Consider the following 25,462-nt stretch of genomic DNA (forward strand, 5'->3'; position numbering starts at 1 on the left):
GGAAGCACTCTTTCGAGCACTTCCTTTTTTTTACATATTTTCGTAATAATCTACTTTGCGAACTAAACTTCTTCGCGCCAGAACTTAGCACCAAGAGCGGTTAGTTTGTTATCAATATCATCATAACCACGATCGATATGATACACTTCATGAATTTCAGTAACACCATCTGCCATTAAGCCGGCAACAACAAGTGATGCCCCACAACGAAGATCTGTTGCAACAACCTTACTTCCAAACAATGGTGTTGGACCGGTAATGGTTGCTTGCGCAGGATGAACACCAATATTGGCACCCATACGTTGCAATTCAGCACAATGCTTGAAGCGTTCTGCATAAATTGTTTCTTTTACATTGGATGGTCCTTCTGCTTGTGTTAAGAGTGAGGTCATCGGTTGTTGAAGATCCGTCGCAAAACCAGGGTATGTCTGTGTCGTAATATCTACAGCTTTGAGACTGGCTGATTTTTGTATGCGAATCGAATCAATCCCAATTTCAAGATTTACGCCCATCTCAATCAATTTTGATGTGAGTGCCTCAACGTGTTGCGGAATAATATTTTCGATCGTTACATCATCTGCCATTGCTGCAGCCATAATGATATACGTTCCCGCTTCAATTCGATCTGGAATAATTTCATGAGGTTTTCCATCAAGTTTTTCGACGCCATCGATTGTAACCATGTTTGTACCAGCACCACGAATGTTAGCACCCATCTTGTTTAAGAAGTTTGCAACATCAATAATTTCAGGTTCTTTCGCAGCATTTTCAATGATAGTACGACCTTCCGCAAGCACTGCAGCTAACATAATGTTAATTGTTGCTCCGACTGATGCAAAATCAAGATAGATTTTTGCACCTTCGAGTTTTTCAGCTTTAATCGTATAATATCCTTGAGCATACTCGACCGTAGCACCCAGTGCTTCAAAGCCTTTAAGGTGTAAGTCAAAGGGACGGGGTCCTAAGTAACAGCCGCCAGGCATAATCATTCTGACATACTTATACTTTCCAAGAAGTGCTCCCATAAAATAATATGACGCACGTAATTTGGTTACGGCATCACTGTCGAGATCAATGTTTTTCATATTTGATGTATTGATTTGAAAGTGTTCAGGTGTCGGCGATGTCACCGATACATTTAATTCACTTAGTAATTGTGAGAGTGATTCAACATCGGAAATATCAGGTACTCCATAAATATTTACATCACTATTGTCCGCTAGGATTGCTGCAGGAATCAATGCAACAGTTGCATTTTTTGCGCCACCAATTCTAACTTTTCCATTAAGGCGTTTTCCACCTTCAATTTTTATAACTTCTACCATCCACACAACTCCTTTTATCCATGATTATTATAACTCAAATCATGCGTGAATTATAGTGAAAACCAACTTCTCATAGATATGAATTAGGTTAGCCTCATAGTTTCGTCAATACAACAAACACATTTCACATTTTACACACAGAGCTTAATTTTTCTTAGGCTTTTTCGGTGTGGTTATTCGATAAGGCCTTTTGACCTTAAGAATGATTCGGCCACAGTTTGCGGATCGCGAACCTCGACATCAACTTGATATGTTAAATCACGCACAATTTCGTCGGTTAGATGTCCTGACAAAGTATTGAGAACCGCTTCAACTCCGGGATATTTTTCCTCAATATCCTGATTAACCATAAATGCACTGTAGTATTCTGGAAAGAAGTGCAAATCATCTTCTAACATGACGACATCATATTTATTCATCATGCCATCAGCACTCGTAATAAGTGTGACGTCCATGTTTTGACTTTCTAACCCCGCATATTTAAGGCCGATATCAATCGAGTTTGCTGACTTAAAGTTCAACCCATAATGATTGATTAAGGGTTTGAATCGCACGGATCCAACTTCATCAAAAAATGAGTGTTCCGCTGCAAAAACAAGTTCTGGAGCCAGTGGAATAAGATCAGAAACCGTTGTGAGGCTATGCTCACGTGCTAAGTCCCCCGATACTGCTACCACATACGAGTTTTGGTTCCCCAGTTTATTGAGAAGTTTTACATGACTCTCTTGTGCTGCTTTTTGATTTGTAAAGTCATAAAGCGGAACACCGTTAGGGATCGTTGATGGGTCTGTTTGTAAGAATGTTGCTAAAAGTGTGCCATCCCAACTGAGTGTCATATCCATACTCCCATTATTAATTTGATCAAAGGCGAGGTTGTATGCCATCGATGGTTGAATGTATACGGAATAATTTGTGTTTGCTTCGATCATCGCCTTAGCCATGTATGTTGCAATATTCATTTCCGCAATGTCGCCATCAATAATCACAAGATCATTCTCACCACGTGTACTACACCCGGTGAGGATGACCATTATTAAAAGCATAATTCCTATTTTCTTCATATTAACGACGCTCCAATCTTTTCTCATAAAGTCCCATCAGGCCATCGATAACAACTGACATCACCACAAGTGCAAGTGTTCCGTAGGCAAGCAATTTCATATTTTGTGTACGGACACCACGATAAAGTATCGCACCAAGTCCTCCACCTCCTACAAATGTCGCAAATACCGCAACCCCAATAGAGGTTACGATTGCAATGCGCATACCAGAGAATATTAAGGGGAACGCGAGCGGTAATTCAACCTTAAGCAAGCGTTGCAGGGGTGTCATCCCCATCCCAATCGCAGCTTCTTTAATGCCGCCATCAATGCCATCCAATCCCGTAACTGTATTGAGCACTACGGGAAGCAATGAGTATAAAACCAAACTGATGATGACCGTTAGGGTAGTTGGGCCAAAGAACACCATGAGTAGCCCAAGCATCGCCAGGGTTGGAATCGTTTGCAAGACATCGACCGCAAATAAGATAGGCTTTTTCACTTTGGGAAACATGTATGCAACAATACCAATAATCAATCCCAAGATTAACAAAAAGAATCCTGAAACAATCACCAGAAAGAGATGTTCGAGTATCATATTAAGCTTCATGTTGACCTCCTTGACGCATTGTTCGAGCAGTAACAACACTTTTTAAAGTATCGACGATAAATCCCATAACGATGGCTAGCAGCGCCGCAGGAATTGCTCCCATTAGTATATAGGCTTGTACATTGGTATCAATCCCAACATAAATAAATTCACCCAATCCTCCTTGACCAATCATGGCCGCAAGAACTGCCCAGCTCACAGTATAAACTGTTGCCATGCGTATCCCTGTGAATATTGCCGAGGTTGCCATTGGTAATTCCACCTTGAACAACGACTGCCATTTTGTCATACCGATTCCTTTGGCCGCTTCAACCAAGCCATCATCTACTTCAAGAATTCCAGCATAGGTATTCTTGAGGACAGGAAAGATGGCATAGACCGTTAATGCGATATACACAGTAATCGGACGCATACCTGTGTAAACAAAGAGCACTCCAATAAATACAATCCCAGGTATTGTCTGAAAAATACCAATTATGGGTAGAATGTACTTTGACAATCTCTTGTATCGTGACAATACTGATGCAATGATAATTGCGATAATGCTACCTAGAGTAACGGAAATAATGACATATTTAACATGAACCAATGTTGCCATAAGAATTTTTGGTAAATTACTGATGAATAAATCAAGCACGTTCATCACCCCAAACAACTGATGTGAGCGCCCTTGCAATTGAACCACGGGTAATAATTCCAACAACTTCTTCTTGCCCATTCATCACAACCACGTAATCACGCTTGTTTTCGGTGATTTCTGCAATTGCGAGTTTGGCATCGTCTGTTGTATAAAAAGCCGGCACCGACGCCTCAGTGACCTCTCCAACAACTTGGAGCTCATTTCGTTTTGCAATTAATTCTTCAATCCATGCAACACCCATGTATTTACGAGCCTCATCAATGACAACTACTGAGTTTAAATCCCGAGTACGCATCAGACCAAGACATTCCAAAATAGGACGACGACTGTAGACTTTGAAAACATTGGGTTTCATGAGGTCTGAACACAGAAGATCAACAGGTTCACCATCATCTTGCATCTGTTTCCCCATAAATTGTTTAACAATATCTGCTTCTGGATTGCGAAGCATTTCTTCTGGAGACGCTTGTTGTACAATCTTTCCACCCTCCATAAAGACAATGACATCCGCCATTTTTATTGCTTCATCCATATCATGGGTGACAAACACAATTGTGATTCCCAATTTTTCTTGCAATGACTTCACTTCATCTTGAAGTACATCACGTGTAACAGGATCAAGCGCACCAAACGGTTCATCCATTAAGATTACGGGTGGATTGGCTGCCAACGCACGAAGTACGCCAATACGTTGTTGTTGTCCCCCACTTAATTCATTAGGGTATCGATGTGCATAGTCTTCAAACGGCATATCAACAAGCGGCATCAATTCGCGAACGCGCGCGTCAATATCCTCTTTTGACCATTTCAAAAGATTTGGTACAACAGCAATGTTGTCATACAAACTCATATTTGGAAACAACCCAATTTGCTGAATTACATAACCAATACTGCGACGCAAGTCCGTGATATTCATTTTATTGATATCCTGACCATCGACAAATATTTGCCCACCGTCATTATTAATGAGACGATTTAGCATCTTGAGTGTTGTCGTTTTTCCACACCCCGAAGGTCCGATGAGACACACAAATTCACCCTTCTTAATCGAGAGATTCAAATCCTCGATTACAGTTTTACCATTATAGGTTTTACTAGCATTACGATATTCTATCATCGTTATCCTCCTCTACTATGATGCAGATACATAATAAAAAGAATGTTCTGCACATTCCCTTAAAGATTCACGCTGAATATATAAAAACAACTTCTAAAAGAGTTTAATGTAGTCAATTTAAACCACATCATACCCTTATACTATAACGCACTTTTCGCTTTCAAACAAATCACCACAAAAAAAGAGGTCCCGAATTGGACCTCTTTGACTATTTTGCTTTCTTAATTGCTAGGGTGTAAAACAAGCCTACAAATACAGCACCACCGATAATATTACCAATGAAAGCAAAGGTAAAATTCGTGATAAACTGCATAAATGTTACACCACCATATGCCATACTTGCCGATAACAAGAAGACATTCGCAACACTATGTTGGTAGCCTAAAATAACAAACACCATAATAGGGAACCAAATCCCAATGATTTTCGCAACGGGATCTTTAAAGCTCATGCACAACCATACAGCAAGACCCACGACCCAGTTACAAGCAATGCCTGATACAACGGTACGCAATGCATCATAGTGTACTTTCCCCGTTGCCAATTTATTTACCAATTCAACATGCGGGTTTAATGTCCCAAGATAGACACCCAATACAAGACTGACAAACAACGCGCCTATAATATTTGCGACGGATATAACAACCCAGTTTGCAACCAATTCTTTAGCACTTACTTTCTTATTGAAAAGTGCCGTCGCAACGACGGTCATATTTCCAGTAATCAATTCACCACCTGCCAACAGAATGATGATCAAACCTACTGGGAAAATACTCGCACCCAAGAAGACCCCTAATCCCCCTGGAATTGTTGATGCAACAATAATATATGCGGTATACCCAAGCGCAACCATGGCGCCTCCAATAAAACCTAAAATAAATTTAGCTGTTAAACTCTTTTTAACTTTCGCTTCTCCCAGTTCACTAACCAGTGCAACTGTTTCGTTTAATGAATTCATAATTTCCTCCGAGTCCATAGGTTATCTTACATCTTTACGGTCTCGTGTTCAAGATATTTTTGCACACTTGATGGCTTAATGGTGTACTCTCAGGGGGTTCTAAGCAATTTTACACTGAGATTTGCACATTTCTTAATATTACGCACAAATAAAAAAGAGACCCACGTGGAGTCTCTCTATTGAAGTTGTTTAAATTAAGCCTTGTTTGCTGAACCGAAAACTTCGATTTTTTCTTTAACAGTTGCAACCATTGCATCGTATCCTGGTGCTAATAATTTACGAGGGTCATAGTTTTTACCTTCTAAATCTTTACCAGCAATGATGAAATCGCGTGTTGCTGCTGCAAACACTAATTGTAATTCTGTATTAACGTTGATTTTTGAAACACCCAATGAGATTGCTTTTTTGATTTGTGCTTCGTCAATTCCTGAACCACCGTGTAATACTAATGGGATGTTTCCTGTTGCAGCTTTGATTGCTTCTAATGTTTCGAAGCTTAATCCTGCCCAGTTTTCTGGATATTTACCGTGGATATTACCAATACCTGCAGCTAAGAAATCAATGCCTGTATCTGCCATTGTTTTACATTCTGCTGGGTCTGCTAATTCACCTGAACCGATAATTCCATCTTCTTCTCCACCGATTGAACCAACTTCGGCTTCAACAGATGCACCTTGCGCATGTGCAATTGCAACAATGTCACGAGTTTGTGCTAAGTTTGCTTCAAGATCTAAGTGTGATCCATCATACATAACTGAAGTAAATCCAGCTGCAAGCGCTGCTTTTGCGCCTTCGTAGCTACCGTGGTCTAAGTGTAGTGCCACAGGAACTGTGATGTTCAATTCTTCGATCATACCTTTAACCATACCGACGATTGTTTTGTAACCTGTCATGTATTTTCCAGCACCTTCTGAAACTGCAACCATGATTGGTGAGTTCATTGCTTGTGCTGTTGAGAGAACTGCCTTTGTCCACTCGAGATTGTTAATGTTGATTGCAGGGACAGCGTAGTGGCCATCACGTGCATTTTCTAACATTTCTTTTGCTGAAACTAATGCCATAATTTAAACTTCCTCCTAATTTCTATCTCTATTTTACTCTCTTTTTAGAATTTTGCAAAGAGGCATCGACAAATCCATAGAATAATGGATGTGCGCGGTTTGGACGCGACTTAAATTCTGGGTGATATTGACATGCAACAAAGTATGGGTGGTCCTTAAGTTCAACCACTTCAACCAATTGCCCATCGGGACTTAATCCACTAAATAGTACGCCATTTGCCTCGAACTGTTCGCGGAATTTATTGTTGAATTCATAACGATGACGATGGCGTTCAAAAATAACATCATGTTTATACAATTGATGTGCTTTTCCTTCTGGATTCAACTCACATGGGTAATCTCCCAATCGAAGCGTTCCACCTAAGTCTGTTTCATGAATTTGGTCTTCCATTAAATCAATAATTGGATATTTTGTATCAGGGTTAATCTCAGTTGTGTGAGCCCCTTCCATACCTAAAACATTACGGCCAAATTCAATCATTGCAATTTGCATTCCGAGACAAATTCCGAAATATGGTACATTGTTTTCACGCGCATACTGAGCTGCAATAATCTTGCCCTCAACACCACGCTCACCAAAACCACCGGGAACAAGAATTCCATCGTACTTTTTGAGAATATCATCTTTATTCTCTGTGGTAATCGTTGTGGAATCAATCCAATCAATGTTTACCTGGCTGCTCACTTCGTAGCCAGCATGTTGCAGCGCCTCTGCTACGGATAAGTATGCATCATGGAGTTCAACATACTTCCCCACCAACGCAACCTTCACAGCATGCTTTAAATGCGTAGCACGCTCAATCATTTGTTCCCATTCCACCATATCTGCTTCTGGAGTATGGCCTAAGTCAAATTTATGCATAATATAATCATCCAAACCTTGACGTTGGAATGACAACGGCAATTCATAAAGGTTCTCGACATTACGAGACTCAATAATGGCACTTTCGTTTACATCACAGAAAAGTGCTATTTTTGCTTTCATATCATTTGTGAGTGGCTCATCACAGCGGGTAACGATTATGTTTGCTTTGATACCGTATGACATGAGCTCTTTAAAACTGTGTTGAGTAGGCTTTGTTTTGAATTCATTGCTAGCAGGAACTTTTGGAATCAGTGTAGTGTGAATGAAGACGACATCTTCAGTTCTATTTTCGCCATGGACTTGACGAACTGCTTCTAAGAATGGAAGGGACTCAATATCCCCAACAGTACCACCAATTTCAGTGATAACAACATCGGCACCCGATTCACGACCAGCTGCATAGATTTTATTTTTAATTTCATCCGTAATATGTGGAATAACTTGAACGGTTGCACCATTATAATCGCCACGACGTTCCTTATTTATTACACTTTGGTAGACACGACCGGTTGTAATGCTCGCATTTTGCGTTAACTCTTCATCAATAAAACGCTCATAGTGACCCAAGTCAAGATCGGTTTCTGCACCATCCTTGGTTACGAAAACCTCACCATGTTGGTAAGGCGACATTGTCCCTGGATCAACATTAATATAAGGATCAAACTTTTGCATGAACACTTTCATGCCACGATTTTTTAAAAGTCGTCCGACCGAGGATGCGATTATCCCCTTACCAATACCCGAAACTACCCCTCCGGTTACAAAAATATACTTTGTTGTCATCATTTTCTCCTTCTAAACAAAATAAAAGCTCCCATCAAATGGAAGCCTACTGCCCTTTCTTATTTTAGCAAACTAAAATACTTACTTCAACTGAAATCTATAATTATTCGTCTTCGACGCTTATTTCGATTTCATAATCCTCAAATTCATCTTCATAGTCATCATAACTTTCAAGAAGATCTGGATCAATTTGCAAGCTTTCTAGGGTATGTCTGTCGCGTAAATCCCATTTATTACCTTCAAGAGCAATAAAACGTGAATCTAACATCAACGCGTTATAAAATGATGCGACTTTTCGTTTCGCAACTTCTTCGGTCAAGTTTACCTCGTCCGATACTTCTTTCCAAAGTTTTTGGAACAATACTTCTTTTTTCTTTTTTTGTAATTTTTCAAATGCAATATCACTAAATGATTTCGATGCCATAGATTATACCTCCGGTTCCCACCTACACTCAAACTCAAGGGTATCGATACGTTCGTTACCTTGGCTCAAATGATACCTAATATAAAGCAAGTTCTCTTCAATCTGCATTTCTTCTACATTAACATCAAATATTACGGTTCCATGCTCATTCGATACAAGCATTTCAGTTTTATCAAATCTATGAAACAAGCCTTGAGTTAACCATGTGTCTTGACGTTTGAGCGAAATTTCATCACTTAAGATGTCTATCACGACAATGGCGCCATTCTCTTCGGCGTAAGTCATGCGGCGATACGAGCCATAATCATCCATCGTAGCAGCGTTATCGACTACCTTCGAACGATTATCTCGCGAGTTTTGTGTAATTGTAATTTTCAACTTTGATTGAGTGCCCCCTTACATATTTACCTATGCATTATATGAAAATTGACTGTAATGTCAATACATTTTGCTCAAAAAAAGAAAAAGTGACGGTATTGACCGCCACTTTCATATTATATTCACATTTATTTCGCTAAATATGCTTCAATTTCATCAATTTCTCGAATTATTTGCGGACCCAAATCTTCATTGCTTTCCTCTGTTACCAATACATCGGTTTCAATACGAATTCCAATGCCTTCTTCTGCAATGTAGAGTCCAGGTTCATTCGTGATAACGTTGCCTTGTACAAGCGGTGCATCTCGGTCCAACCATACATCATGTGTATCGAGTCCTAGCGAATGACCAATTGAGTGGTAATAGTAACGTGACACATCTTTGGGATCATCAATCAATCCCAAACGAATACAGCCTTCAGCAAGGTATTCTTTAGCAAGATCATTCAGTGTGACGATGCTAATGCCTGGGCGTATGGCTTCATTTACTGCGTGGAACGTATCCAACACAACTTGGTACACTTCGCGTTGACGCTCAGTGAACTTCCCATTAATCGGGAATGTTCTTGAGATATCAGCACCATATCCATTTACTTTAATCCCTAAATCAAAAAGTAAGAGATCACCATCATGGAGTTCATTGTTATTCTCAACATAGTGAAGTACGGTCGCATTCTTACCACCAGCAAGAATGGTATCAAACATCAATTCACCATGTGCCTTGTTTCCCTCATAGAGGAAACGTGCAGCAACATCATTTTCATTGTTACCCGGTTTCATCATCTCAAGGGATGACAAGATTGCTTGATTGGTAACTTCAATCGCTTCTTTGATTGCTTCAACTTCTTCAGGAAGTTTTACCATACGGCATGACACAATGTCTTCAAAGATATTGATGACACGCTCTTCCCCCACATAGTCAGCAAAAGATATACCCGATCCGTGAATTGCTTCTGTTAATGTATCATGGTCAAAATCCAATCCGATTTGAACATCGCGCGCGAGTACAGATTCAACATAGGCATCAAATTCACTAAAATAGCGAATGTCTTCGATGCCGGAAATAACTTGCGCTTCGATATCCTTCATAAAATACCCAACCCATTTTTCCATGTTGGGATCGATATCTCTTAGGAATAAAATTGTTTGATCGTTATCCTTATCAAAAACCAGTACCGCCTCAGGCTCTTCAATCCCTGTAGCATAATAGAAGTTTCGATTGGCATAGAATGGGTATTCTGAATCAGCTGATTTTCGAACCCCCATGCCACTGAACAAGAATGTTACGGTATTCTTTGGTAAAGCAGTCATTATATTCTTGCGTATTGCACTGTATGTATCTTTATTCATATCTTATCTCCTTAGGATAAAAGACCTTGCGATCTTCTTTGGCTTCTCCCATGACAAAACCGCGGACAATGGACGATGCTTGCGATAACTCCACAAGTTTTCCATCGATGGAAACATAAATTTCCGAATCAACATTTTGCTCATACGGTGTTTGATAAAGTGTTTGTGTTGTAAAATCCTTCACAACATAATAGTTTGTATCATAACCCGCCGTATTTACAGCATTCTCTATTTTTTGTAATTGTTCATCCGACTCAAAATCAACATATTGGAATAAGACACGATTCAATAAGCGTGATGCAAGATCACGAAGAATCGCATCATCGCTTTTGGTTAATGTCATAAACCCACTTATACACGTTGATTCATCCAATTCGTAATGCGATTGCAATGAGATACTCCCCTCACGCACAAATGGTTTAAAGAAGGATACGCAATCCATCGCGTCGGAATCCTCAAGTGTTAAATCCTTCATTCTGTTAAAAATTGAAAGAAGAATCCCTTCAAAACTCCGTGATGTTGGATGTAAGTAAACTTGCCAATACATTTGATAGCGTGCCATGATGTAATCTTCAACAGCATGAATCCCGCTTTCCTTCATCACAATGCGATCATCAACCACAATCATTGTTCGCAAGATACGTTGCAAATCAAACTCCCCATAACTGACTCCTGTGAAATACGAATCGCGCAGGAGGTAGTCCATACGATCTGCATCCAATTGGCTGGAGATAATTTGGGTAAGCAATGCGCGTTCATGACGATGCGCGATAATATCACTCACCACTTGCGGCAATTGAGCATCTACAGCTGTGAGTATGCGATTAATGTGCGTATCTTCTAAGATGATACGATCCGTAAAGGTTTCGTGATTCACATCCGTTACGGCCTCAAAAGCATGCGAATAGGGCCCATGACCAATATCATGCAACAAACCCGCACATAACAAAGATACCCGCTCATATTCCGATAAAACATCACCGAGACCGGAGACCTTTTCAATCATTTGTCGTACAACCTCATACACTCCCAAAGAGTGTGAAAAGCGCGAATGTTCAGCCGTATGGTAAACCATACTCGTTCCACCCAACTGATGAATACGGCGTAATCTTTGGAATTCCGGTGCGTTAATCAAATCCCAAATAAGTTGGTAATTAACGTGAATGTATCCATGGACCGTATCACGCATTACCTTATGTTCAAAACACTCCTTAAAGTGAATTGACATACGTCTCAAGACGATTTCGGATGACATCTTCACCGGTTAAGTATAACGCACTCATTAAATCTGGACCGTGTGATTGATGTGTTGCGCTCACACGCAACCCCATAAATAATGGTTTTCCTTTTAGACCTGTCTCTGTTTTCGTTGTATTGAACGCTTCTTTTAGATTTTCAACAGTCCAGTCAGTTGGTAAGCTTGCCAAGAATGCTTTCGCAACAGCTCCTGTAGTTTCCCAACTCAAGACATCTGTTTCAGCCTCACCCAATACCGGTTCATTGAAGAAACCATCAATCAGCGTACCAATTTCAGCACCGTATTGGCATTGTTCTTTATAAAGCAATAACATCGTATTAACCCATGCTTCATCTTTATTGCTTAAATCATGAGCCGCTTCTGCGAATGGGCGTACAAATGCCAACCAGGCTGCATCATCTTTCGCTTTTAAATATTGGTGGTTCATCCATGTTAATTTTGTAACATCAAACATTGATGGCGCTTTGGATAAACGTTGTTCACTAAATTCCGCAACCAATTCATCATGTGTAAAGAGTTCTTGTTCACCCTTTGGTGACCACCCTAGCAGTGACATGAAATTAAACATTGCTTCGGGTAAATAGCCTTGATCTTTGTATTGGCTAATATATTGCATAATTGAATTATCACGTTTCGAGAGTTTTTTCCCCGTTTCATTGACGATGAGTGTCATATGACCGTAACGCGGAATGTCCCATCCAAACATTTCGAAAATCATCATTTGTTTCGGTGTGTTCGAAATATGTTCTTCACCACGGAATACATGTGAGATTTCCATTAGATGATCATCAATAACAACAGCAAAATTATATGTCGGAATTCCATTTGATTTTACGATGACCCAGTCACCGATATCTTTGGATTCGAATGTAATCTCACCACGAACCATATCGTCGAATGTGTATGTTGCATTTTCTGGAACATGCAAACGCACAGAGAAGGGTTTCCCTTCCGCTTCATTTGCTGCCTTTTCTTCATCACTAAGATGGAAGCATTTTTGGTTGTAACGTGTTGAAGCATAACCGGCTTCTTTTTGACGATTGTAGTCTGCATCCAACTCTTCAGATGTACAGTAACACTTATAAGCATCACCTTGAACAATCAATTTATCAACATATTCTTTATAGATATCCAAACGCTCCATTTGGCGATACGGCGCATATTTAGGATTTGGTTTTTCTGGTGATTCATCAGGAACAATTCCCAACCAATCAAGATAGAATGATTGTGAGTCTTCTCCACCCTCAACATTCCGTTCAATATCGGTATCCTCAATACGCAAAACAAAATCTCCCCCATAGTGTTTTGCAATTAAATAATCAAACAAAGCTGTACGCGCATTCCCAATGTGTAAAAAACCCGTTGGACTTGGTGCATATCTTACTCGAACTCTTTCCATTTTATATTACCTCTTTTCAAAAACATCAAGTTTATTATATCACGGTTTATGCTCACGCACACTAGCGCACACTAAAAAAGCCGATTTAAGAAATCGACTCTAATTTGATGATTCCCAACGCAACGCCTTTTTGAACTGCTTGAACGCGCGAACTCACCTCTAATTTACGATAGAGATTGATGAGATGTGTTTTTACGGTTGCTAATGAAATAAACAAACGCTCGGCGATTTCCCGATTTGTTTTTCCTTGTGCTAAGGCCTTCAGCACTTCAACTTCACGCTCGGTAAGTTGTTCTTGATTCACGTTTAAATGTGCGCAAATTTGTTGATGAAAATGCAGTTCTGCTTGACTCACATCTGTAAGAAGATGATTCCCGTGGGTTTGAATTATCGAAAGGGTTGCCTGACGATCTTCCATAAACGGTTCCATAATGCAATCCTGATGAGCATAATAAAGCGCCTCTTTATACAAAGCAATTTGTATGCGCGCATCATTGACGATGGATGCTTTAATCAGTGATGCTTCAACCACCTTCAAGTGTATGCGTTCACGCCGTGCGTGTACAAGAATGCGATCTACCAATTCAATGGCAATATCCCGTTTTTGCTCCATCAACAACAAACGCACGTAAACCAATTGGCTGTTTAACGTGTGAAAATCTGCTTTTGCATAACTGTCTTTGAATTGATTTCGCAGGGTCAACGAAAGTTGTTGATGAATAATTGGATGTTTCAAGATGCTTGAGTAGGCAAGCAAGCCATCCTTCAATCCATGCTGGACAACATTTTCAAATTCTCTGTATGCCACTTCGATGTTTCCTCTAAGATACAGATACTCTACATAATTATACTGATACGCAGTTTGCATATTGGTGAAGTCTATCAAATAGCGTGCACCAATGGATTCCAACGCGACTTCAACATCCCCCAATCGATATTGTTTCAAGAGAATCCCAATTTCACTGATGGTGTGACTTACACGAATAAAATCGAGCATTGCCATTGTACGGATGTAATCCTGCAGCCGCTTGGATGCATTCAGTGCTTGCTTTAGATACCCCAGTTCCTCATAAACTTGCGCCGTTATATTTAGCACATAAAAACGCAAGTATGGGTTTTCGCTTTCAACTGTAGAGACATCGATTGCTTGCAGAACCATCAGAGCATCGTGGAATCGATCTCTATAATAATGCATCGCAGCATTTCGAACTCCTACTAAGGCTTGGGTCAGTTCTGAAGCACGTGGTGTTTCGACGGTGTCATGCTGATACCCCACATTCGCAGGTTCAATCAGGATTTCAAGTCCTTTGAACGCTTGGAATTGCGGGTCCAAATTTTCAGTCGTACTGATTACTCGAAAGATCTCTGTGCACGCACTGAATTCCATATTGGCATAGTGATAAAAGAGTTTTTGGTAGGCGAACTCAAAATTATCGACGATTGCCATTATTGGAACACGACCCAAGAATGCGAACGTCGTTGCTGATTGTGCCAATGTTACGACACGCGCCATGATTGCAACATAGTCCTTGAGTTCAAAGAGATGTTCAATCGCTTCATACGCATCCCCTTGATCGGTATAGATTGCAACAATACGCCGTCGGATTGCCTCATGATCCGGAAGACTTTGAAATTTACGACGTAGAAAATCCTGCCACATATGATGATATCGCACATCCGAACCAACATACTGCACCATAATATGACGTTTCGTAAACGACGCTAACAACGCTTTGAGATCTGAACCTGGCTGATACGCATCAATGAGCGGCTGATTAAAATAGGTAAGAATTGATGTTTCTACCATAAAACGCTGTTCGTCTTGTGTGCAGGCATTAAATATTTCTCGTTCAAGATAGGTATCAATGAGATTATCATCCAAACGTTGTTCCCAAATTGTTGCAGCGACCCCAAGATGCAAACCACCGACCCAACCTTCAGCAAAATTCGCAATCGTTAATGACGCATCACCCGTGTATTCAAGCACATTTTGAAGGTAGTCCAAGGATTCCTCATGAGTGAGTCGCAAATCTTCATCACGAATCAAAAGCATCTTATGCTTCATAAGATACTTTGTGTAGGTAAATTGACCATGCGGTTGGGTAATCCAAACAATGTGAATATGAGGAAGGAGGTTGGCAATCATTGAATCAACCATCGAAAGAATTGTTGCATCGTTAATGTAATGCATGTCATCAAAAACAAAGACTCGTGCTTCGCCTTCATTTAAGATATTGATAAACGTATTCAGCGCAGTTTCCAGAGCATCCATGCCCAAGGTCTCAACAGCATTTAGCGATTCAATGTTTGACATTTGCATGACATACTTCCAAAAAACATAAACATGATTGCATGTTGCGTCTAAAGATAGCCATACTGTGTTGGGGAAAGATTGTGAGACAACCTTCGAAACCACCAATGATTTTCCGGTCCCTGAAATTCCTTCAACAAATGTTAAAGGATAATCGCCCAATTTTTTGAGTTTCGTTTCCAAATTAGGCCGCGAAATCATTGCTTTGGGTAGTTCGGGACGTTTCATTTTTGCGGAAATCAACTGCATGGACTCACCTCACTTTAGTTATTATGCGCTCTTTGTACTAACATACTTGCGATAAACAGGAATACTCCTGACAAAATAATACCATAATAGACGCCGTAGGGTTGATAGATCGCATGTTGTGGCAATGCCGATACAACACTGTGTAAGAGACTGCTTTGGTCAACAGATGCATTTGCCAATAGTGTTGTTAGAATTAGGGCAGCTTGCGTTAACATCGTTGCACCATCTGTTTTCTTGACAATCACAAACATTAAAAAAGAAAACGCAATCCCTACAAGGGTCAGTGTCGATACGTAGAGAAAATAAGTTATGAGCGTATACCCAAGATTTACGCCAAACAAGCGCATGGCGAGTAAAAATGCCATTGTCGTCGCGGTGATGAATACAAACATAAAACTTATGTTTCCAACTGTGTACTGTTTTGCACGCATTGGACTGGTTAAAATACGTTGGCGCTGACCGCCTTGAAGATCATCACCAACCAAGAACATCATGTATGCGCCTTGCATTAAAAGGAACACACTCATGTACGTCACAATGCGTTGACCAATTTCGCCGTTGGTTAACGTAATCTGAGGTTGACCTTTTCCTAATGTCATCTCAATTTGCTGCACCTTGTCCACACTCTTAAGCGACGAAACCCGCACCGACTCGCCCACAAAGGTGATTACAGCATCAAAGCGATTTGACACCAGGTCACTGTAAAGAGGTTGTGTGTCTTGGCGCGTAATATTGAACGCCTCTTCATGGGGAACTACCCCATCACCCACGACCACAAGGTTGGCTACCTTTGGTGTTACCGTGGTTGAAAATACAGCAACTAGAATTGCTATTAGGGTCAAACTCATCATCATAATTAGAACAAACTTTCGTTGTACAAACCGTTGCCAGTTTTTTATCCACAAGGCTCTCATAAATAATCCTCCACTTTAAACACTTTTCGTGAGATCCACATCATCACAAGACCGAGGAGAACTAAAACCACAGTTGTTGTAACAATAAGGCTACTTCTTTGATCGTATATGAGTTGGAACATACCGGTTTGAATCCACTTCACAAATGAAAGATTTGATAACATTACAAATACGGACCCAAACCCCTCAAGTGAATAAAATGTGCCTCCTAGAATTGCGAACAGTGCAATGAGATTGCTTACGAGCATATTCGCTGTTTCCTCTGAACGCATAAAGCAAGCTACCATAACGCCCAGGCAAGAAGCAAAGAATGAAATCGCCCCCAACGCAAGCAACCCTGGGATACCACCAAAGTTAGCGCCTGTGGTAAATCGCATAATCAACGCCATCACAACCATCAATACCCAGATAAAGATTTGCGTCGCGAATATCTTCGTTTCAAAGATGAATTTCGGTTTAATGGGCGCATAGGCAATACGAATGTTCGCCGACTTAATCTGATTCTCTAAAAATGTATTGGAAGCCATCACTGCGCTATTCACAGCAGTATAAACAAGTAATGTCACAGCATAGTAATCAAAAGAAGAAAGTGTGTCCCCATAGTGTGAACGCGTCAAATTCCCAATTATAAAGAATAAAAGCAAAGGAAACCCCGCATTCATAAACAGCCACACTGGATTGGAAAAAAGGTTAACCAAATCCATTCGCAGTATTCTTATAAATTGTCTCATATCAATCACGCAACGTTCTTCCAGTCAAATCCAAGAATACGTGTTCTAGATTCACCATTGCCGTCTGAATACTTTGAATCTTTATATTTTGTCCAATAAGCACCGCAATAACCTGATCCAGATTTTCAATACTTAAGAGTGATGTGACCTTAATCGATTCTCCTTGAATCTTAACTTCCTTTATTCCTTCAATACTGTAAATTGCATCGCTGTTAATCGTACGTCCATCTTCAACCGTTATTGTAAATGTTCGAATATCACCCATTTCCGCTTTCAATGATTCTTTTGTACCGCGCGCAATAATGTCACCATGGTCCATGATAATAATTCGTGTTGAAATGGCCTCAACTTCTTCCATATAGTGTGTGGTATAAATGATTGTCTTTCCTTGGTCACGTAAATCACGGATGGTATCCAAAATGCGGTTTCGCGATTGTGGATCAATCCCAACTGTTGGTTCATCCATGATGATGATTTCCGGCTCATGTACGATGGCACACGCGATATTGAGACGCCGCTTCATCCCCCAGAATATGTCTTGACACGATCCTTCGCCCGGTCGCCCAACCCCACATACTCAAGCGCGCGCATGCACTTCATGTTGAGTTTTCTTTTAGGAATGTTGTAGAGCGAAGCAAAAAAGGTAATATTCTGAAGTGCTGTCAAATCTTCGTACAAAGCAATTTCTTGGGGAACTACACCTAAAACTTGTTTGTAGTCTTGAAGATTCTCTTGAATTGGTTTTCCAGCGAACAAGATTTTACCACCATTCGGGGCAAGCGTTCCTGTCAGCATGTTAATCGTCGTGCTTTTCCCCGCTCCATTGGGACCAAGGATACAAAGCACCTCTTGTGCATCAACCTTAAAGTTTATGTTCTTTACCACTTCCTTATCACCAAACTTTTTATTTAATTCATATATTTCTAACATAGTATCACCTCTCCTAAACTATACTGGGGAAAGGCATTCCTTACTATCAACCGTTCGGTTGATTTCATATGGCACATTCGTAAAAAAAACGTCATAAGCGACGCTTACAACGTTTTGAAAAATTCTATTCTCGATCAACAAGCATCGCAACACCCATGCCACCACCAATACATAATGAGGCAACACCTCGTTTTGTATCTGAGTGCATCAGTTCATAAAGCAAGGTAACCATAATGCGTGCTCCTGAAGCACCAATTGGATGACCAATTGAAATGGCACCACCATTGACATTAACCTTTTCTTCACTGATTTTCAAATCACGAATAACGGCTAATGATTGCGCAGCGAACGCTTCGTTCAATTCAAAACGATCGACTGTATTGATATCTGTATTTGTTTTCTTCATTAATGTATCCACTGCAAGATACGGTGCATAACCCATAATTGATGGATCAATCCCCACTTCAGCAAAACCATTAATGGTCGCAATAATATTTAGATTCATGGCTTCAGCTTTTTCTCGGCTCATAATGACAAGTGCTGCTGCACCATCATTAACGCCCGATGAGTTTCCTGCCGTAACAGTTCCATCTTGCTTGAAGCTTGGTTTTAGTTTTTGTAATGCTTCAATTGATGAGTTGGGACGAATGTATTCATCCGTTTCCATGATGCTCTTTCCTGTATCTACAGGTACGATTTCATCTTTGAAAATTCCTAACTCTTGAGCACGGGTTGCGCGTCTTTGCGATTCAAGTGCAAATGCATCTTGATCTTCGCGACTCACATTAAATTGTGTTGCTACATGCTCTGCAGTCATTCCCATCAGTTCTTGTGTAAATGCATCTGTATAACCATCAACTGTTGTTGCATCGACTGTTATGAGATTTTGCATTTTTGAACCAAAGCGTCCATTCTTAACCAAATGTGGGGCTTGTGAGAGATTCTCAAATCCTCCGACAACAACGACATCACTTTCACCCAGCATGATTGATTGCATACCTAAGTGAATGGACTTCATTCCTGAACCACACATTTCATTAATTGTCATCGCTGGTGTTGAGTAGGGTACGCCTGCTCTAACCGCTGCTTGACGTCCTGGATTTTGTCCAAGACCAGATTGAATGACATTACCCATGACAACATAATCGACGTCAGTGGGTTTAATTTGAGCACGATTTATTGCTTCTTCAATAACTGCAGTTCCAAGTTCTACTGCTGATGTGTTCAGAAAACTTCCTCCGAACTTTCCAATGGCAGTACGTGCTGCACCTACGATTACTACGTCTCGCAAATAAATCACTCCTTTTTTTGTCGGCTTGTATATTATACCTTTAGTTTATCGTAAAGACAAAACTTTTATTATTCTTTGCTAAATACAACGCTTCCTATTATAATAGGTGTACCATAAAAGGAGATGCATTTATGAACATAGGTATTGATAAAATTGGCTTCTACGCGCCTGCTTACTACTTGGATATGACCAAGCTTGCAGAGGCTCGTGGTGTCGACGCAAACAAGTATACCATTGGTTTAGGACAAGATAAAATGGCTGTACCTCCAATCACACAAGATACCATAACTATGGGCGCTAACGCTGCTATCAAAATACTCTCGAAAGCCGACTTAGAATCGATCGATTTGGTAATCTTGGGGACGGAGTCCGGAATCGACCAATCTAAAGCAGGAGCAACCACAATTCACCATATGCTCGGAATTAATCCGCGCGCTCGCGCTATTGAAATGAAGCAAGCATGCTATGGGGCAACTGCAGGAATCCAACTTGCTAAAGGTCATGTCGCATTGAATCCTACAAAAAAAGCACTTGTCATTGCAAGTGATATTTCCCGATATGGGCTCAACAGTGGTGGAGAACCAACACAAGGTGCTGGTGCGGTTGCGATTTTAATCGCGGCGGATCCAAAAATTCTCATACTTGAAAATGACACGTCCTATTTCACGGATGATATTCTCGATTTTTGGCGACCAAACTACAGTGATTTCGCTTTCGTTGATGGGAAATACTCAAACGAGCAATACCAACGATTCTTCGAAGAAGTCTACACTGATTATATGGAAAAAACACAAAGAAGCCTTGATGACTTTGCCGCATTTACATTCCATATTCCCTACTCAAAAATGGGATTGAAGGCTTTGCGTACAATTGCAGATGAAGAAGACCATGCAACCCTATTTAAAAACTTCAAAGACAGCACGTACTATAATAGAAGTGTTGGCAATATTTATGCAGGTTCCCTCTATTTAAGCCTTGTTTCTTTATTGGAAAAAGGAAGTTTACATGCTGGAGACCGCATTGGTTTGTTTAGTTATGGCTCTGGCGCTGTCGGTGAATTTTTCAGCGGAATTTTACAACCAGACTATAAAAATGCTTTAGTTGCTGATCATGATGAAATGTTACAAAAACGAACAGCCTTAAACATTAAAGAATATGAAGCAATGTTCAATGCATCACTTATTAAAGACGGTTCACATCAAATCCTCGATACAAGAAATGAGTCTTCAGACTTCTACTTAAAAGAAGTGAAGCATCATCAACGAATTTATAACAAATAAAAAAGCGCATATGCGCTTTTTCTTTTATAACTTGTGGAACGCTTCAACGTCCATTACAAAGACCGTTGCTCCACCCACTTGAACTTCAACTGGGAATGATGCGTAACGACCAATATCATAAGATGCTGTTGATGGCACCACTTCAGTACGTTTCTTACCTTCATTACCAATGATTTCTAAACATGCATCCACACGATCATCATCAACACCGATAATTAAAGTTGTATTTCCAGCGCGTAAGAAGCCACCTGTTGTTGCCAGTCTTGTTACTTGGAAGTTTTCTTTATTTAATGCTGCTGAGACAGATGAACTGTCATCGTTTGATACAATTGCGAGTACTAATTTCATAGAATATTCCTCCTTACCTATCCATATTATAGCATAAACTTTTTATTTACTATGAAATGATTGCACAAGAGTTTGAAATTTTAAACACATAACAAAAAAAGGTGCAAATGCACCTTAATTGTTGAATCTAAAGTGAACAATGTCACCATCTTGCATGATATACTCTTTACCTTCTGATCGCATTTTTCCAGCTTCTTTGATTGCTTGCTCTGATCCATGTTCCATAAGGTCAACAACATTGTAAATTTCACCACGAATGAACCCTTTTTCAAAATCAGTATGGATCACACCCGCACATTGCGGTGCCTTCATACCATTTGTGAATGTCCACGCATGAATTTCTTGGGGTCCAGCCGTAAAGAATGTACGTAAATTAAGAATATCGTAGCAGTTGCGAACAAGGATATCCAAACCACTTTCCTTAACACCCAACTCTTCTAAGAAAACATCACGCTCTTCATCTTCAAGGCTTGATAAGTCTTCCTCGACTTTTGCACAAACAGTTACAACGCGACTTCCGCGAGCATCTGCATACGCTTTGACTTTTTGATACATTTCGTTGGATTCAATATCCATGAGGCTGTCTTCATCAACATTTGCGACATAGATTACGGGTTTAATGGTTAAGAAATGGAATGTTTTGATAAGTGCTCGCTCGTCATCGGTGAGTTTTAGCTCTGATAAAGGCTTGTTATTGTCAAGTAATGCTTTCGCTTTATCCAACACTGCAATTTCTGACAAGGCTTCTTTATCGTTTGATTTTGTCTTACGACCAACACGTTTGATACGATTTTCAACCGATTGAAGATCGGCAAGCATGAGTTCAATTTCAATGATTTCAATATCAGAGATTGGATCTCCCACTGTACCATGCTCGTGAACAATGTCGGCGTTTGCGAAGCAGCGCACGACATGGGCAATTGCGTCAACTTCACGAATGTTTGATAAGAACTGGTTTCCGAGTCCTTCACCTTGTGAGGCACCCTTTACAAGACCGGCGATATCGGTAAATTCGAATGTCGTTGGAATGATTTTCTTTGATTCAATTTTCGAACGGATTTGCTCAAGTCGTGGGTCATTAACCTTTACGACACCAACGTTGGGTTCGATTGTTGCAAAAGGATAGTTTGCAGCTTCAACCTGTGATTTTGTAATTGCGTTAAATAGTGTCGATTTTCCAACGTTTGGAAGTCCAACGATACCTGCTGTTAATGCCATAAATTATAATTCCTCGTTTCTTTCAATTATTTTTTTAAGTTTCTTTTCAAAATCATGACGGGGGAGCATAATGACTGCACCACACCCCTCACATTTAATTTTTATATCTGCACCCATCCGTGTAATTTTAAAGTACGGGGATTTTTTACATGGATGTTCTTTCTTCATTTGAACAATATCACCAAGACCATATTCTTTTTTATTCATGATGATCTCCTCTTAAGTATGCTTCCATTGTATTTTCAAGAAGGCTTGCTATTGTCATGGGACCAACGCCTTTGGGAACCGGGGTCGCAAAGGCAGCTTTCTCATAGGCTGCGTGTTCAACATCGCCGATGATTTTACCATCACCGCGATGAATTCCCACATCAACCAATACTTGATTCGCTTTAATGTGCTCCGCTTTAATAAACTCCGGACGTCCCATGGCTACAACAATGATTTCTGCTTCTGCGAGCAGTGCATTCAAGTCCGTGGTTTTCGAATGCGCAACTGTTACAGTTGCATTTCGTGCCATGAGTAAGGCAGCAATTGGTTTTCCTACCAATCGACTCCGTCCAATGACCAACGCACGTTTCCCTTCAAGATTGATATTATACCAATCCAACAAGCGGATAATCCCTTTTGGTGTACAAGGTATGAATGTTGGTTCTCCAAGATTTAGATAACCAACATTGAGTGGGTGAAGCCCATCCACATCTTTTTCTGGTGCGATTGCATTGATTAATGCATCTTCATCAATATGTTGTGGTAAAGGCAATTGAACAAGAATCCCATCCACATTATTATCGTGGTTGAGTTTTTCAACTGCACTGATTAAATCTTCCTGTGTTGTTTGCGTTGGCAAAGCAATCGTTTGTGATGTGTATCCAACATCTTTGGATTGCTTTGCTTTTGAATTTACATAGGTCTGAGATGCGGGATCTTCACCAACAATAATAACAGCAAGACACGGCACCCGTTTTCCATTGCTGATTAATTTTGCAACGCGGTCTTTAAGCTCACTGCGTATCGCCTTTGATACCATGAAACCATCGAGTAATGTTCCCATTCAAACGCCTCCTTTCCACAACATTTCCATCAATTATAATACCACACCTTACTGGACCTTACCATCTTTGACTTCAAGAATCAGTGTTGTCGGTCCGTCATTGTCCAAGATTACATTCATATGCGTTTGAAAAATACCCGTTTCCACATGCAATCCATGATTACGCAAGTGCGCATTGAATCGTTCAAATGCTTCATTTGCTGCCTCTGGGCGCATTGCATTTATGAAACTGGGTCTGTTTCCTTTGCGAACATTTCCAGCCAATGTAAATTGAGAAACGGATAGAATTGCGCCACCAACATCTTTGATGCTCAAATTGATTTTGTCATCCTCATCGTTAAACAAACGCATTTCAGCAATTTTATCGGCTGCCTTGCGAATATCTTGATCGCCATCGCCATCTTCAATCCCCACCAACAGCATATAACCTTGTTGAATCGCCCCTACGGTTTTATCATCTACAATTACTTTTGCTTCACGCACTCTTTGAATTACAACTTTCATACCATTCACCTCTTCACTCTATTTTACATGATTCATGGTACAATATAAACAGGAGAATATACGATGAACAAACCCTTAGCATACAAAGTACGACCCGAAACAATCGACGATATTATTGGCCAAGACCATTTATTGGGACCCAATCATATTCTGAGAAATTTGGTTGAAAATAAAGAATTACCTTCGATGATTTTCTTTGGTCCACCTGGAACAGGAAAGACAACTACAGCGATGGCAATCGCCAACTCTCTCGGACGTCCTTTCCGTCTTTTTAATGCGGTTACGGATAACAAGAAAAAATTGGATCAATTGTTTGTGGAAGCTGAAATGAGTCGTGGACTTGTTGTAATTATTGATGAGGTTCATCGTCTCAACAAAGACAAACAAGACATTCTTTTACCCCACGTGGAAAGTGGTTTGATTACGATGATTGGGGCGACAACAGCAAATCCTTATTTCTCAATCAACCCAGCGATTCGATCGCGGGTTCATCTCTTTGAATTCCAACCCTTGACGGAAGATAATCTCATCGCAGTCCTTAATCGCGCCATTGATTCTTACGAGTCTGCTTATATTATTGATACTGATATTGTTGAAACCATTGCGCGTTCCGCCAACGGTGATGCGCGTTATGCATTGAATGCCTTGGATTTATTGACCAAGTCAACCCATGACAAGCACCTCACCATGGACCACTTAAGCGTACTATCCCTATCAATGAACATCACCATGGATAAAGACAGCGACAACTATTACGACGCCTTGAGTGCTTTTCAAAAGTCCATTCGTGGCAGTGATGTAAACGCAGCCCTTTACTATCTTGCAAAACTTATTACTGTCGGTGACTTTGACTCAATTGAGCGAAGACTCATTGCCACAGTTTATGAAGATATTGGACTGGCCAACCCCTCACTTTGTGCACGCGTTGTAACAGCCCTTGAAGGAGCGCGTAAAATTGGGTTCCCTGAAGCACGACTTCCCATTAGTAGTGTTGTGATTGAGTGTGCATTGTCACCAAAGTCTAAAAGTGCTGAGGCGGGAATCGATGCGGCATTGCAAACCGTCACAAAAACTGCGCACCAAGTCCCAAAGTACCTTCGCCTCAACGCAGTTGGGGTTGAAGATGAAGACATGTATGACTATGGTCGCAGCGATTTGTGGCATAAGATTCAATATCTTCCCGATGAACTTCGCAATGAAGTCTTCTATCAACCTCAGAATTTGAACTCAGCTGAAAAGACATATGCAGGCAACGATGAAGCCTTGAAAAAGTACAAGCGCTCCAATAATTTACGCGCTCTCAAGAAGAACAGCTCACGTTAACAATGAGTGAGTTCATGCATATTGACATCATGTGCCCAAAGTTTTAAACTGTATTTGCATAGAAAGGTAGCATTCGCTAGACCGGTGACGCAATTGGGAAAACTT

General features: G+C 40.4%; 26 protein-coding genes. 2 read left to right on the forward strand and 24 right to left on the reverse strand.

What is annotated here, in order from left to right; genetic code table 11:
- Positions 1 to 62 precede the first annotated feature (62 nt).
- The 19 genes from G7062_RS01260 to G7062_RS01345 form a co-directional block, all read right to left on the reverse strand.
- The gene (locus tag G7062_RS01260; protein WP_166064108.1) at positions 63 to 1,325 is read right to left on the reverse strand and encodes a UDP-N-acetylglucosamine 1-carboxyvinyltransferase; all 1,263 of its coding nucleotides are present in this window, start codon (positions 1,323 to 1,325) and stop codon (positions 63 to 65) included.
- A 173-nt stretch (positions 1,326 to 1,498) separates the two neighbouring features.
- A complete protein-coding gene (locus G7062_RS01265; protein WP_166064109.1) occupies positions 1,499 to 2,386 on the reverse strand; it encodes a glycine betaine ABC transporter substrate-binding protein in 888 nt (295 codons plus the stop codon).
- 1 nt (position 2,387) lies between these two features.
- Positions 2,388 to 2,975 carry an ABC transporter permease gene (locus G7062_RS01270; protein WP_166064110.1) on the reverse strand — a complete coding sequence of 196 codons (588 nt, stop codon included), beginning with the start codon at positions 2,973 to 2,975 and terminating at the stop codon, positions 2,388 to 2,390.
- The gene (locus G7062_RS01275; protein WP_371741442.1) at positions 2,965 to 3,612 is read right to left on the reverse strand and encodes an ABC transporter permease; all 648 of its coding nucleotides are present in this window, start codon (positions 3,610 to 3,612) and stop codon (positions 2,965 to 2,967) included. The genes G7062_RS01270 and G7062_RS01275 overlap by 11 nt, the downstream gene beginning before the upstream one ends.
- Positions 3,605 to 4,732 (reverse strand): ABC transporter ATP-binding protein, encoded by a 1,128-nt coding sequence (locus G7062_RS01280; RefSeq protein ID WP_166064111.1) that lies wholly within the window; start codon positions 4,730 to 4,732, stop codon positions 3,605 to 3,607. The genes G7062_RS01275 and G7062_RS01280 overlap by 8 nt, the downstream gene beginning before the upstream one ends.
- 208 nt (positions 4,733 to 4,940) lie before the next feature.
- Positions 4,941 to 5,690 carry a formate/nitrite transporter family protein gene (locus G7062_RS01285; RefSeq protein ID WP_166064112.1) on the reverse strand — a complete coding sequence of 250 codons (750 nt, stop codon included), beginning with the start codon at positions 5,688 to 5,690 and terminating at the stop codon, positions 4,941 to 4,943.
- A 194-nt stretch (positions 5,691 to 5,884) separates the two neighbouring features.
- On the reverse strand, positions 5,885 to 6,751 hold the full coding sequence (gene fba / locus G7062_RS01290) for a class II fructose-1,6-bisphosphate aldolase (RefSeq protein ID WP_166064113.1): 867 nt from the start codon (positions 6,749 to 6,751) through the stop codon (positions 5,885 to 5,887).
- Between the two features lie 28 nt (positions 6,752 to 6,779).
- Entirely contained in the window at positions 6,780 to 8,399 is a 1,620-nt protein-coding gene (locus G7062_RS01295; protein WP_166064115.1) for a CTP synthase, read from the reverse strand.
- 103 nt (positions 8,400 to 8,502) lie between these two features.
- Positions 8,503 to 8,823, reverse strand: coding sequence for a DNA-directed RNA polymerase subunit delta (gene rpoE / locus G7062_RS01300; protein WP_166064116.1), 321 nt, complete (start codon positions 8,821 to 8,823; stop codon positions 8,503 to 8,505).
- A 3-nt stretch (positions 8,824 to 8,826) separates the two neighbouring features.
- Complete coding sequence (locus G7062_RS01305) at positions 8,827 to 9,201, reverse strand: DUF1934 domain-containing protein (protein WP_240915966.1); 375 nt, start codon at positions 9,199 to 9,201, stop codon at positions 8,827 to 8,829.
- A gap of 128 nt (positions 9,202 to 9,329) precedes the next feature.
- Entirely contained in the window at positions 9,330 to 10,550 is a 1,221-nt protein-coding gene (locus tag G7062_RS01310; protein WP_166064117.1) for an aminopeptidase P family protein, read from the reverse strand.
- Complete coding sequence (locus tag G7062_RS01315; protein WP_166064118.1) at positions 10,543 to 11,778, reverse strand: HD domain-containing protein; 1,236 nt, start codon at positions 11,776 to 11,778, stop codon at positions 10,543 to 10,545. The genes G7062_RS01310 and G7062_RS01315 overlap by 8 nt, the downstream gene beginning before the upstream one ends.
- Positions 11,762 to 13,207, reverse strand: coding sequence for a glutamate--tRNA ligase (gltX, locus tag G7062_RS01320; protein ID WP_166064119.1), 1,446 nt, complete (start codon positions 13,205 to 13,207; stop codon positions 11,762 to 11,764). Before gltX ends, G7062_RS01315 begins: the two co-directional genes overlap by 17 nt.
- A gap of 85 nt (positions 13,208 to 13,292) precedes the next feature.
- Entirely contained in the window at positions 13,293 to 15,767 is a 2,475-nt protein-coding gene (locus tag G7062_RS01325) for a LuxR C-terminal-related transcriptional regulator (protein ID WP_166064120.1), read from the reverse strand.
- Positions 15,768 to 15,781: 14 nt separating this feature from the next.
- Positions 15,782 to 16,681: an ABC transporter permease gene (locus tag G7062_RS01330; RefSeq protein ID WP_166064121.1), complete on the reverse strand. Its 900-nt coding sequence runs from the start codon at positions 16,679 to 16,681 to the stop codon at positions 15,782 to 15,784.
- Complete coding sequence (locus tag G7062_RS01335; protein ID WP_166064122.1) at positions 16,678 to 17,412, reverse strand: ABC transporter permease; 735 nt, start codon at positions 17,410 to 17,412, stop codon at positions 16,678 to 16,680. The genes G7062_RS01330 and G7062_RS01335 overlap by 4 nt, the downstream gene beginning before the upstream one ends.
- A gap of 1 nt (position 17,413) precedes the next feature.
- Positions 17,414 to 17,935 (reverse strand): hypothetical protein, encoded by a 522-nt coding sequence (locus G7062_RS11435; RefSeq protein WP_205700141.1) that lies wholly within the window; start codon positions 17,933 to 17,935, stop codon positions 17,414 to 17,416.
- On the reverse strand, positions 17,932 to 18,342 hold the full coding sequence (locus G7062_RS11440) for an ATP-binding cassette domain-containing protein (protein WP_205700142.1): 411 nt from the start codon (positions 18,340 to 18,342) through the stop codon (positions 17,932 to 17,934). The genes G7062_RS11435 and G7062_RS11440 overlap by 4 nt, the downstream gene beginning before the upstream one ends.
- 124 nt (positions 18,343 to 18,466) lie before the next feature.
- Positions 18,467 to 19,642 (reverse strand): acetyl-CoA C-acetyltransferase, encoded by a 1,176-nt coding sequence (locus tag G7062_RS01345; RefSeq protein WP_240915967.1) that lies wholly within the window; start codon positions 19,640 to 19,642, stop codon positions 18,467 to 18,469.
- Positions 19,643 to 19,764: 122 nt separating this feature from the next.
- Between G7062_RS01345 and G7062_RS01350 the strand changes: the two genes are divergently transcribed.
- Positions 19,765 to 20,913 (forward strand): hydroxymethylglutaryl-CoA synthase, encoded by a 1,149-nt coding sequence (locus G7062_RS01350; RefSeq protein WP_166064125.1) that lies wholly within the window; start codon positions 19,765 to 19,767, stop codon positions 20,911 to 20,913.
- A gap of 24 nt (positions 20,914 to 20,937) precedes the next feature.
- Here the strand turns inward: G7062_RS01350 and G7062_RS01355 are convergent, their stop codons facing one another.
- The 5 genes from G7062_RS01355 to dtd form a co-directional block, all read right to left on the reverse strand.
- On the reverse strand, positions 20,938 to 21,261 hold the full coding sequence (locus G7062_RS01355; RefSeq protein WP_166064126.1) for a cyclic-di-AMP receptor: 324 nt from the start codon (positions 21,259 to 21,261) through the stop codon (positions 20,938 to 20,940).
- Between the two features lie 114 nt (positions 21,262 to 21,375).
- Entirely contained in the window at positions 21,376 to 22,479 is a 1,104-nt protein-coding gene (gene ychF, locus G7062_RS01360; RefSeq protein ID WP_166064127.1) for a redox-regulated ATPase YchF, read from the reverse strand.
- Positions 22,480 to 22,482: 3 nt separating this feature from the next.
- Positions 22,483 to 22,686: a DUF951 domain-containing protein gene (locus G7062_RS01365; protein ID WP_166064128.1), complete on the reverse strand. Its 204-nt coding sequence runs from the start codon at positions 22,684 to 22,686 to the stop codon at positions 22,483 to 22,485.
- Entirely contained in the window at positions 22,679 to 23,530 is an 852-nt protein-coding gene (gene folD / locus G7062_RS01370; protein ID WP_166064129.1) for a bifunctional methylenetetrahydrofolate dehydrogenase/methenyltetrahydrofolate cyclohydrolase FolD, read from the reverse strand. The genes G7062_RS01365 and folD overlap by 8 nt, the downstream gene beginning before the upstream one ends.
- 48 nt (positions 23,531 to 23,578) lie before the next feature.
- Entirely contained in the window at positions 23,579 to 24,034 is a 456-nt protein-coding gene (gene dtd / locus G7062_RS01375) for a D-aminoacyl-tRNA deacylase (RefSeq protein ID WP_166064130.1), read from the reverse strand.
- Positions 24,035 to 24,097: 63 nt separating this feature from the next.
- On the opposite strand from dtd, the gene G7062_RS01380 reads away from it, so the two are divergent.
- Positions 24,098 to 25,357, forward strand: a complete 1,260-nt coding sequence (locus G7062_RS01380) for a replication-associated recombination protein A (RefSeq protein ID WP_166064131.1) — start codon at positions 24,098 to 24,100, stop codon at positions 25,355 to 25,357.
- Positions 25,358 to 25,462 lie beyond the last annotated feature (105 nt).

The organism is Erysipelothrix sp. HDW6C (assembly GCF_011299615.1).
In the GTDB taxonomy this organism is placed as follows: Bacteria; Bacillota_I; Bacilli_A; order Erysipelotrichales; family Erysipelotrichaceae; genus Erysipelothrix.

Excerpts from the sequence above, each read along its gene's own strand:
- G7062_RS01260 (WP_166064108.1), bottom strand. The coding sequence starts at position 1,325 with ATGGTAGAAGTTATAAAAATTGAAGGTGGAAAACGCCTTAATGGAAAA.
- G7062_RS01265 (WP_166064109.1), bottom strand. The coding sequence starts at position 2,386 with ATGAAGAAAATAGGAATTATGCTTTTAATAATGGTCATCCTCACCGGG.
- G7062_RS01270 (WP_166064110.1), bottom strand. The coding sequence starts at position 2,975 with ATGAAGCTTAATATGATACTCGAACATCTCTTTCTGGTGATTGTTTCA.
- G7062_RS01280 (WP_166064111.1), bottom strand. The coding sequence starts at position 4,732 with ATGATAGAATATCGTAATGCTAGTAAAACCTATAATGGTAAAACTGTA.
- G7062_RS01285 (WP_166064112.1), bottom strand. The coding sequence starts at position 5,690 with ATGAATTCATTAAACGAAACAGTTGCACTGGTTAGTGAACTGGGAGAA.
- fba (WP_166064113.1), bottom strand. The coding sequence starts at position 6,751 with ATGGCATTAGTTTCAGCAAAAGAAATGTTAGAAAATGCACGTGATGGC.
- G7062_RS01295 (WP_166064115.1), bottom strand. The coding sequence starts at position 8,399 with ATGACAACAAAGTATATTTTTGTAACCGGAGGGGTAGTTTCGGGTATT.
- rpoE (WP_166064116.1), bottom strand. The coding sequence starts at position 8,823 with ATGGCATCGAAATCATTTAGTGATATTGCATTTGAAAAATTACAAAAA.
- G7062_RS01310 (WP_166064117.1), bottom strand. The coding sequence starts at position 10,550 with ATGAATAAAGATACATACAGTGCAATACGCAAGAATATAATGACTGCT.
- G7062_RS01315 (WP_166064118.1), bottom strand. The coding sequence starts at position 11,778 with ATGTCAATTCACTTTAAGGAGTGTTTTGAACATAAGGTAATGCGTGAT.
- gltX (WP_166064119.1), bottom strand. The coding sequence starts at position 13,207 with ATGGAAAGAGTTCGAGTAAGATATGCACCAAGTCCAACGGGTTTTTTA.
- G7062_RS01325 (WP_166064120.1), bottom strand. The coding sequence starts at position 15,767 with ATGCAGTTGATTTCCGCAAAAATGAAACGTCCCGAACTACCCAAAGCA.
- G7062_RS01330 (WP_166064121.1), bottom strand. The coding sequence starts at position 16,681 with ATGAGAGCCTTGTGGATAAAAAACTGGCAACGGTTTGTACAACGAAAG.
- G7062_RS01335 (WP_166064122.1), bottom strand. The coding sequence starts at position 17,412 with ATGAGACAATTTATAAGAATACTGCGAATGGATTTGGTTAACCTTTTT.
- G7062_RS11435 (WP_205700141.1), bottom strand. The coding sequence starts at position 17,935 with ATGAAGCGGCGTCTCAATATCGCGTGTGCCATCGTACATGAGCCGGAA.
- G7062_RS11440 (WP_205700142.1), bottom strand. The coding sequence starts at position 18,342 with ATGTTAGAAATATATGAATTAAATAAAAAGTTTGGTGATAAGGAAGTG.
- G7062_RS01350 (WP_166064125.1), top strand. The coding sequence starts at position 19,765 with ATGAACATAGGTATTGATAAAATTGGCTTCTACGCGCCTGCTTACTAC.
- G7062_RS01355 (WP_166064126.1), bottom strand. The coding sequence starts at position 21,261 with ATGAAATTAGTACTCGCAATTGTATCAAACGATGACAGTTCATCTGTC.
- ychF (WP_166064127.1), bottom strand. The coding sequence starts at position 22,479 with ATGGCATTAACAGCAGGTATCGTTGGACTTCCAAACGTTGGAAAATCG.
- G7062_RS01365 (WP_166064128.1), bottom strand. The coding sequence starts at position 22,686 with ATGAATAAAAAAGAATATGGTCTTGGTGATATTGTTCAAATGAAGAAA.
- folD (WP_166064129.1), bottom strand. The coding sequence starts at position 23,530 with ATGGGAACATTACTCGATGGTTTCATGGTATCAAAGGCGATACGCAGT.
- dtd (WP_166064130.1), bottom strand. The coding sequence starts at position 24,034 with ATGAAAGTTGTAATTCAAAGAGTGCGTGAAGCAAAAGTAATTGTAGAT.
- G7062_RS01380 (WP_166064131.1), top strand. The coding sequence starts at position 24,098 with ATGAACAAACCCTTAGCATACAAAGTACGACCCGAAACAATCGACGAT.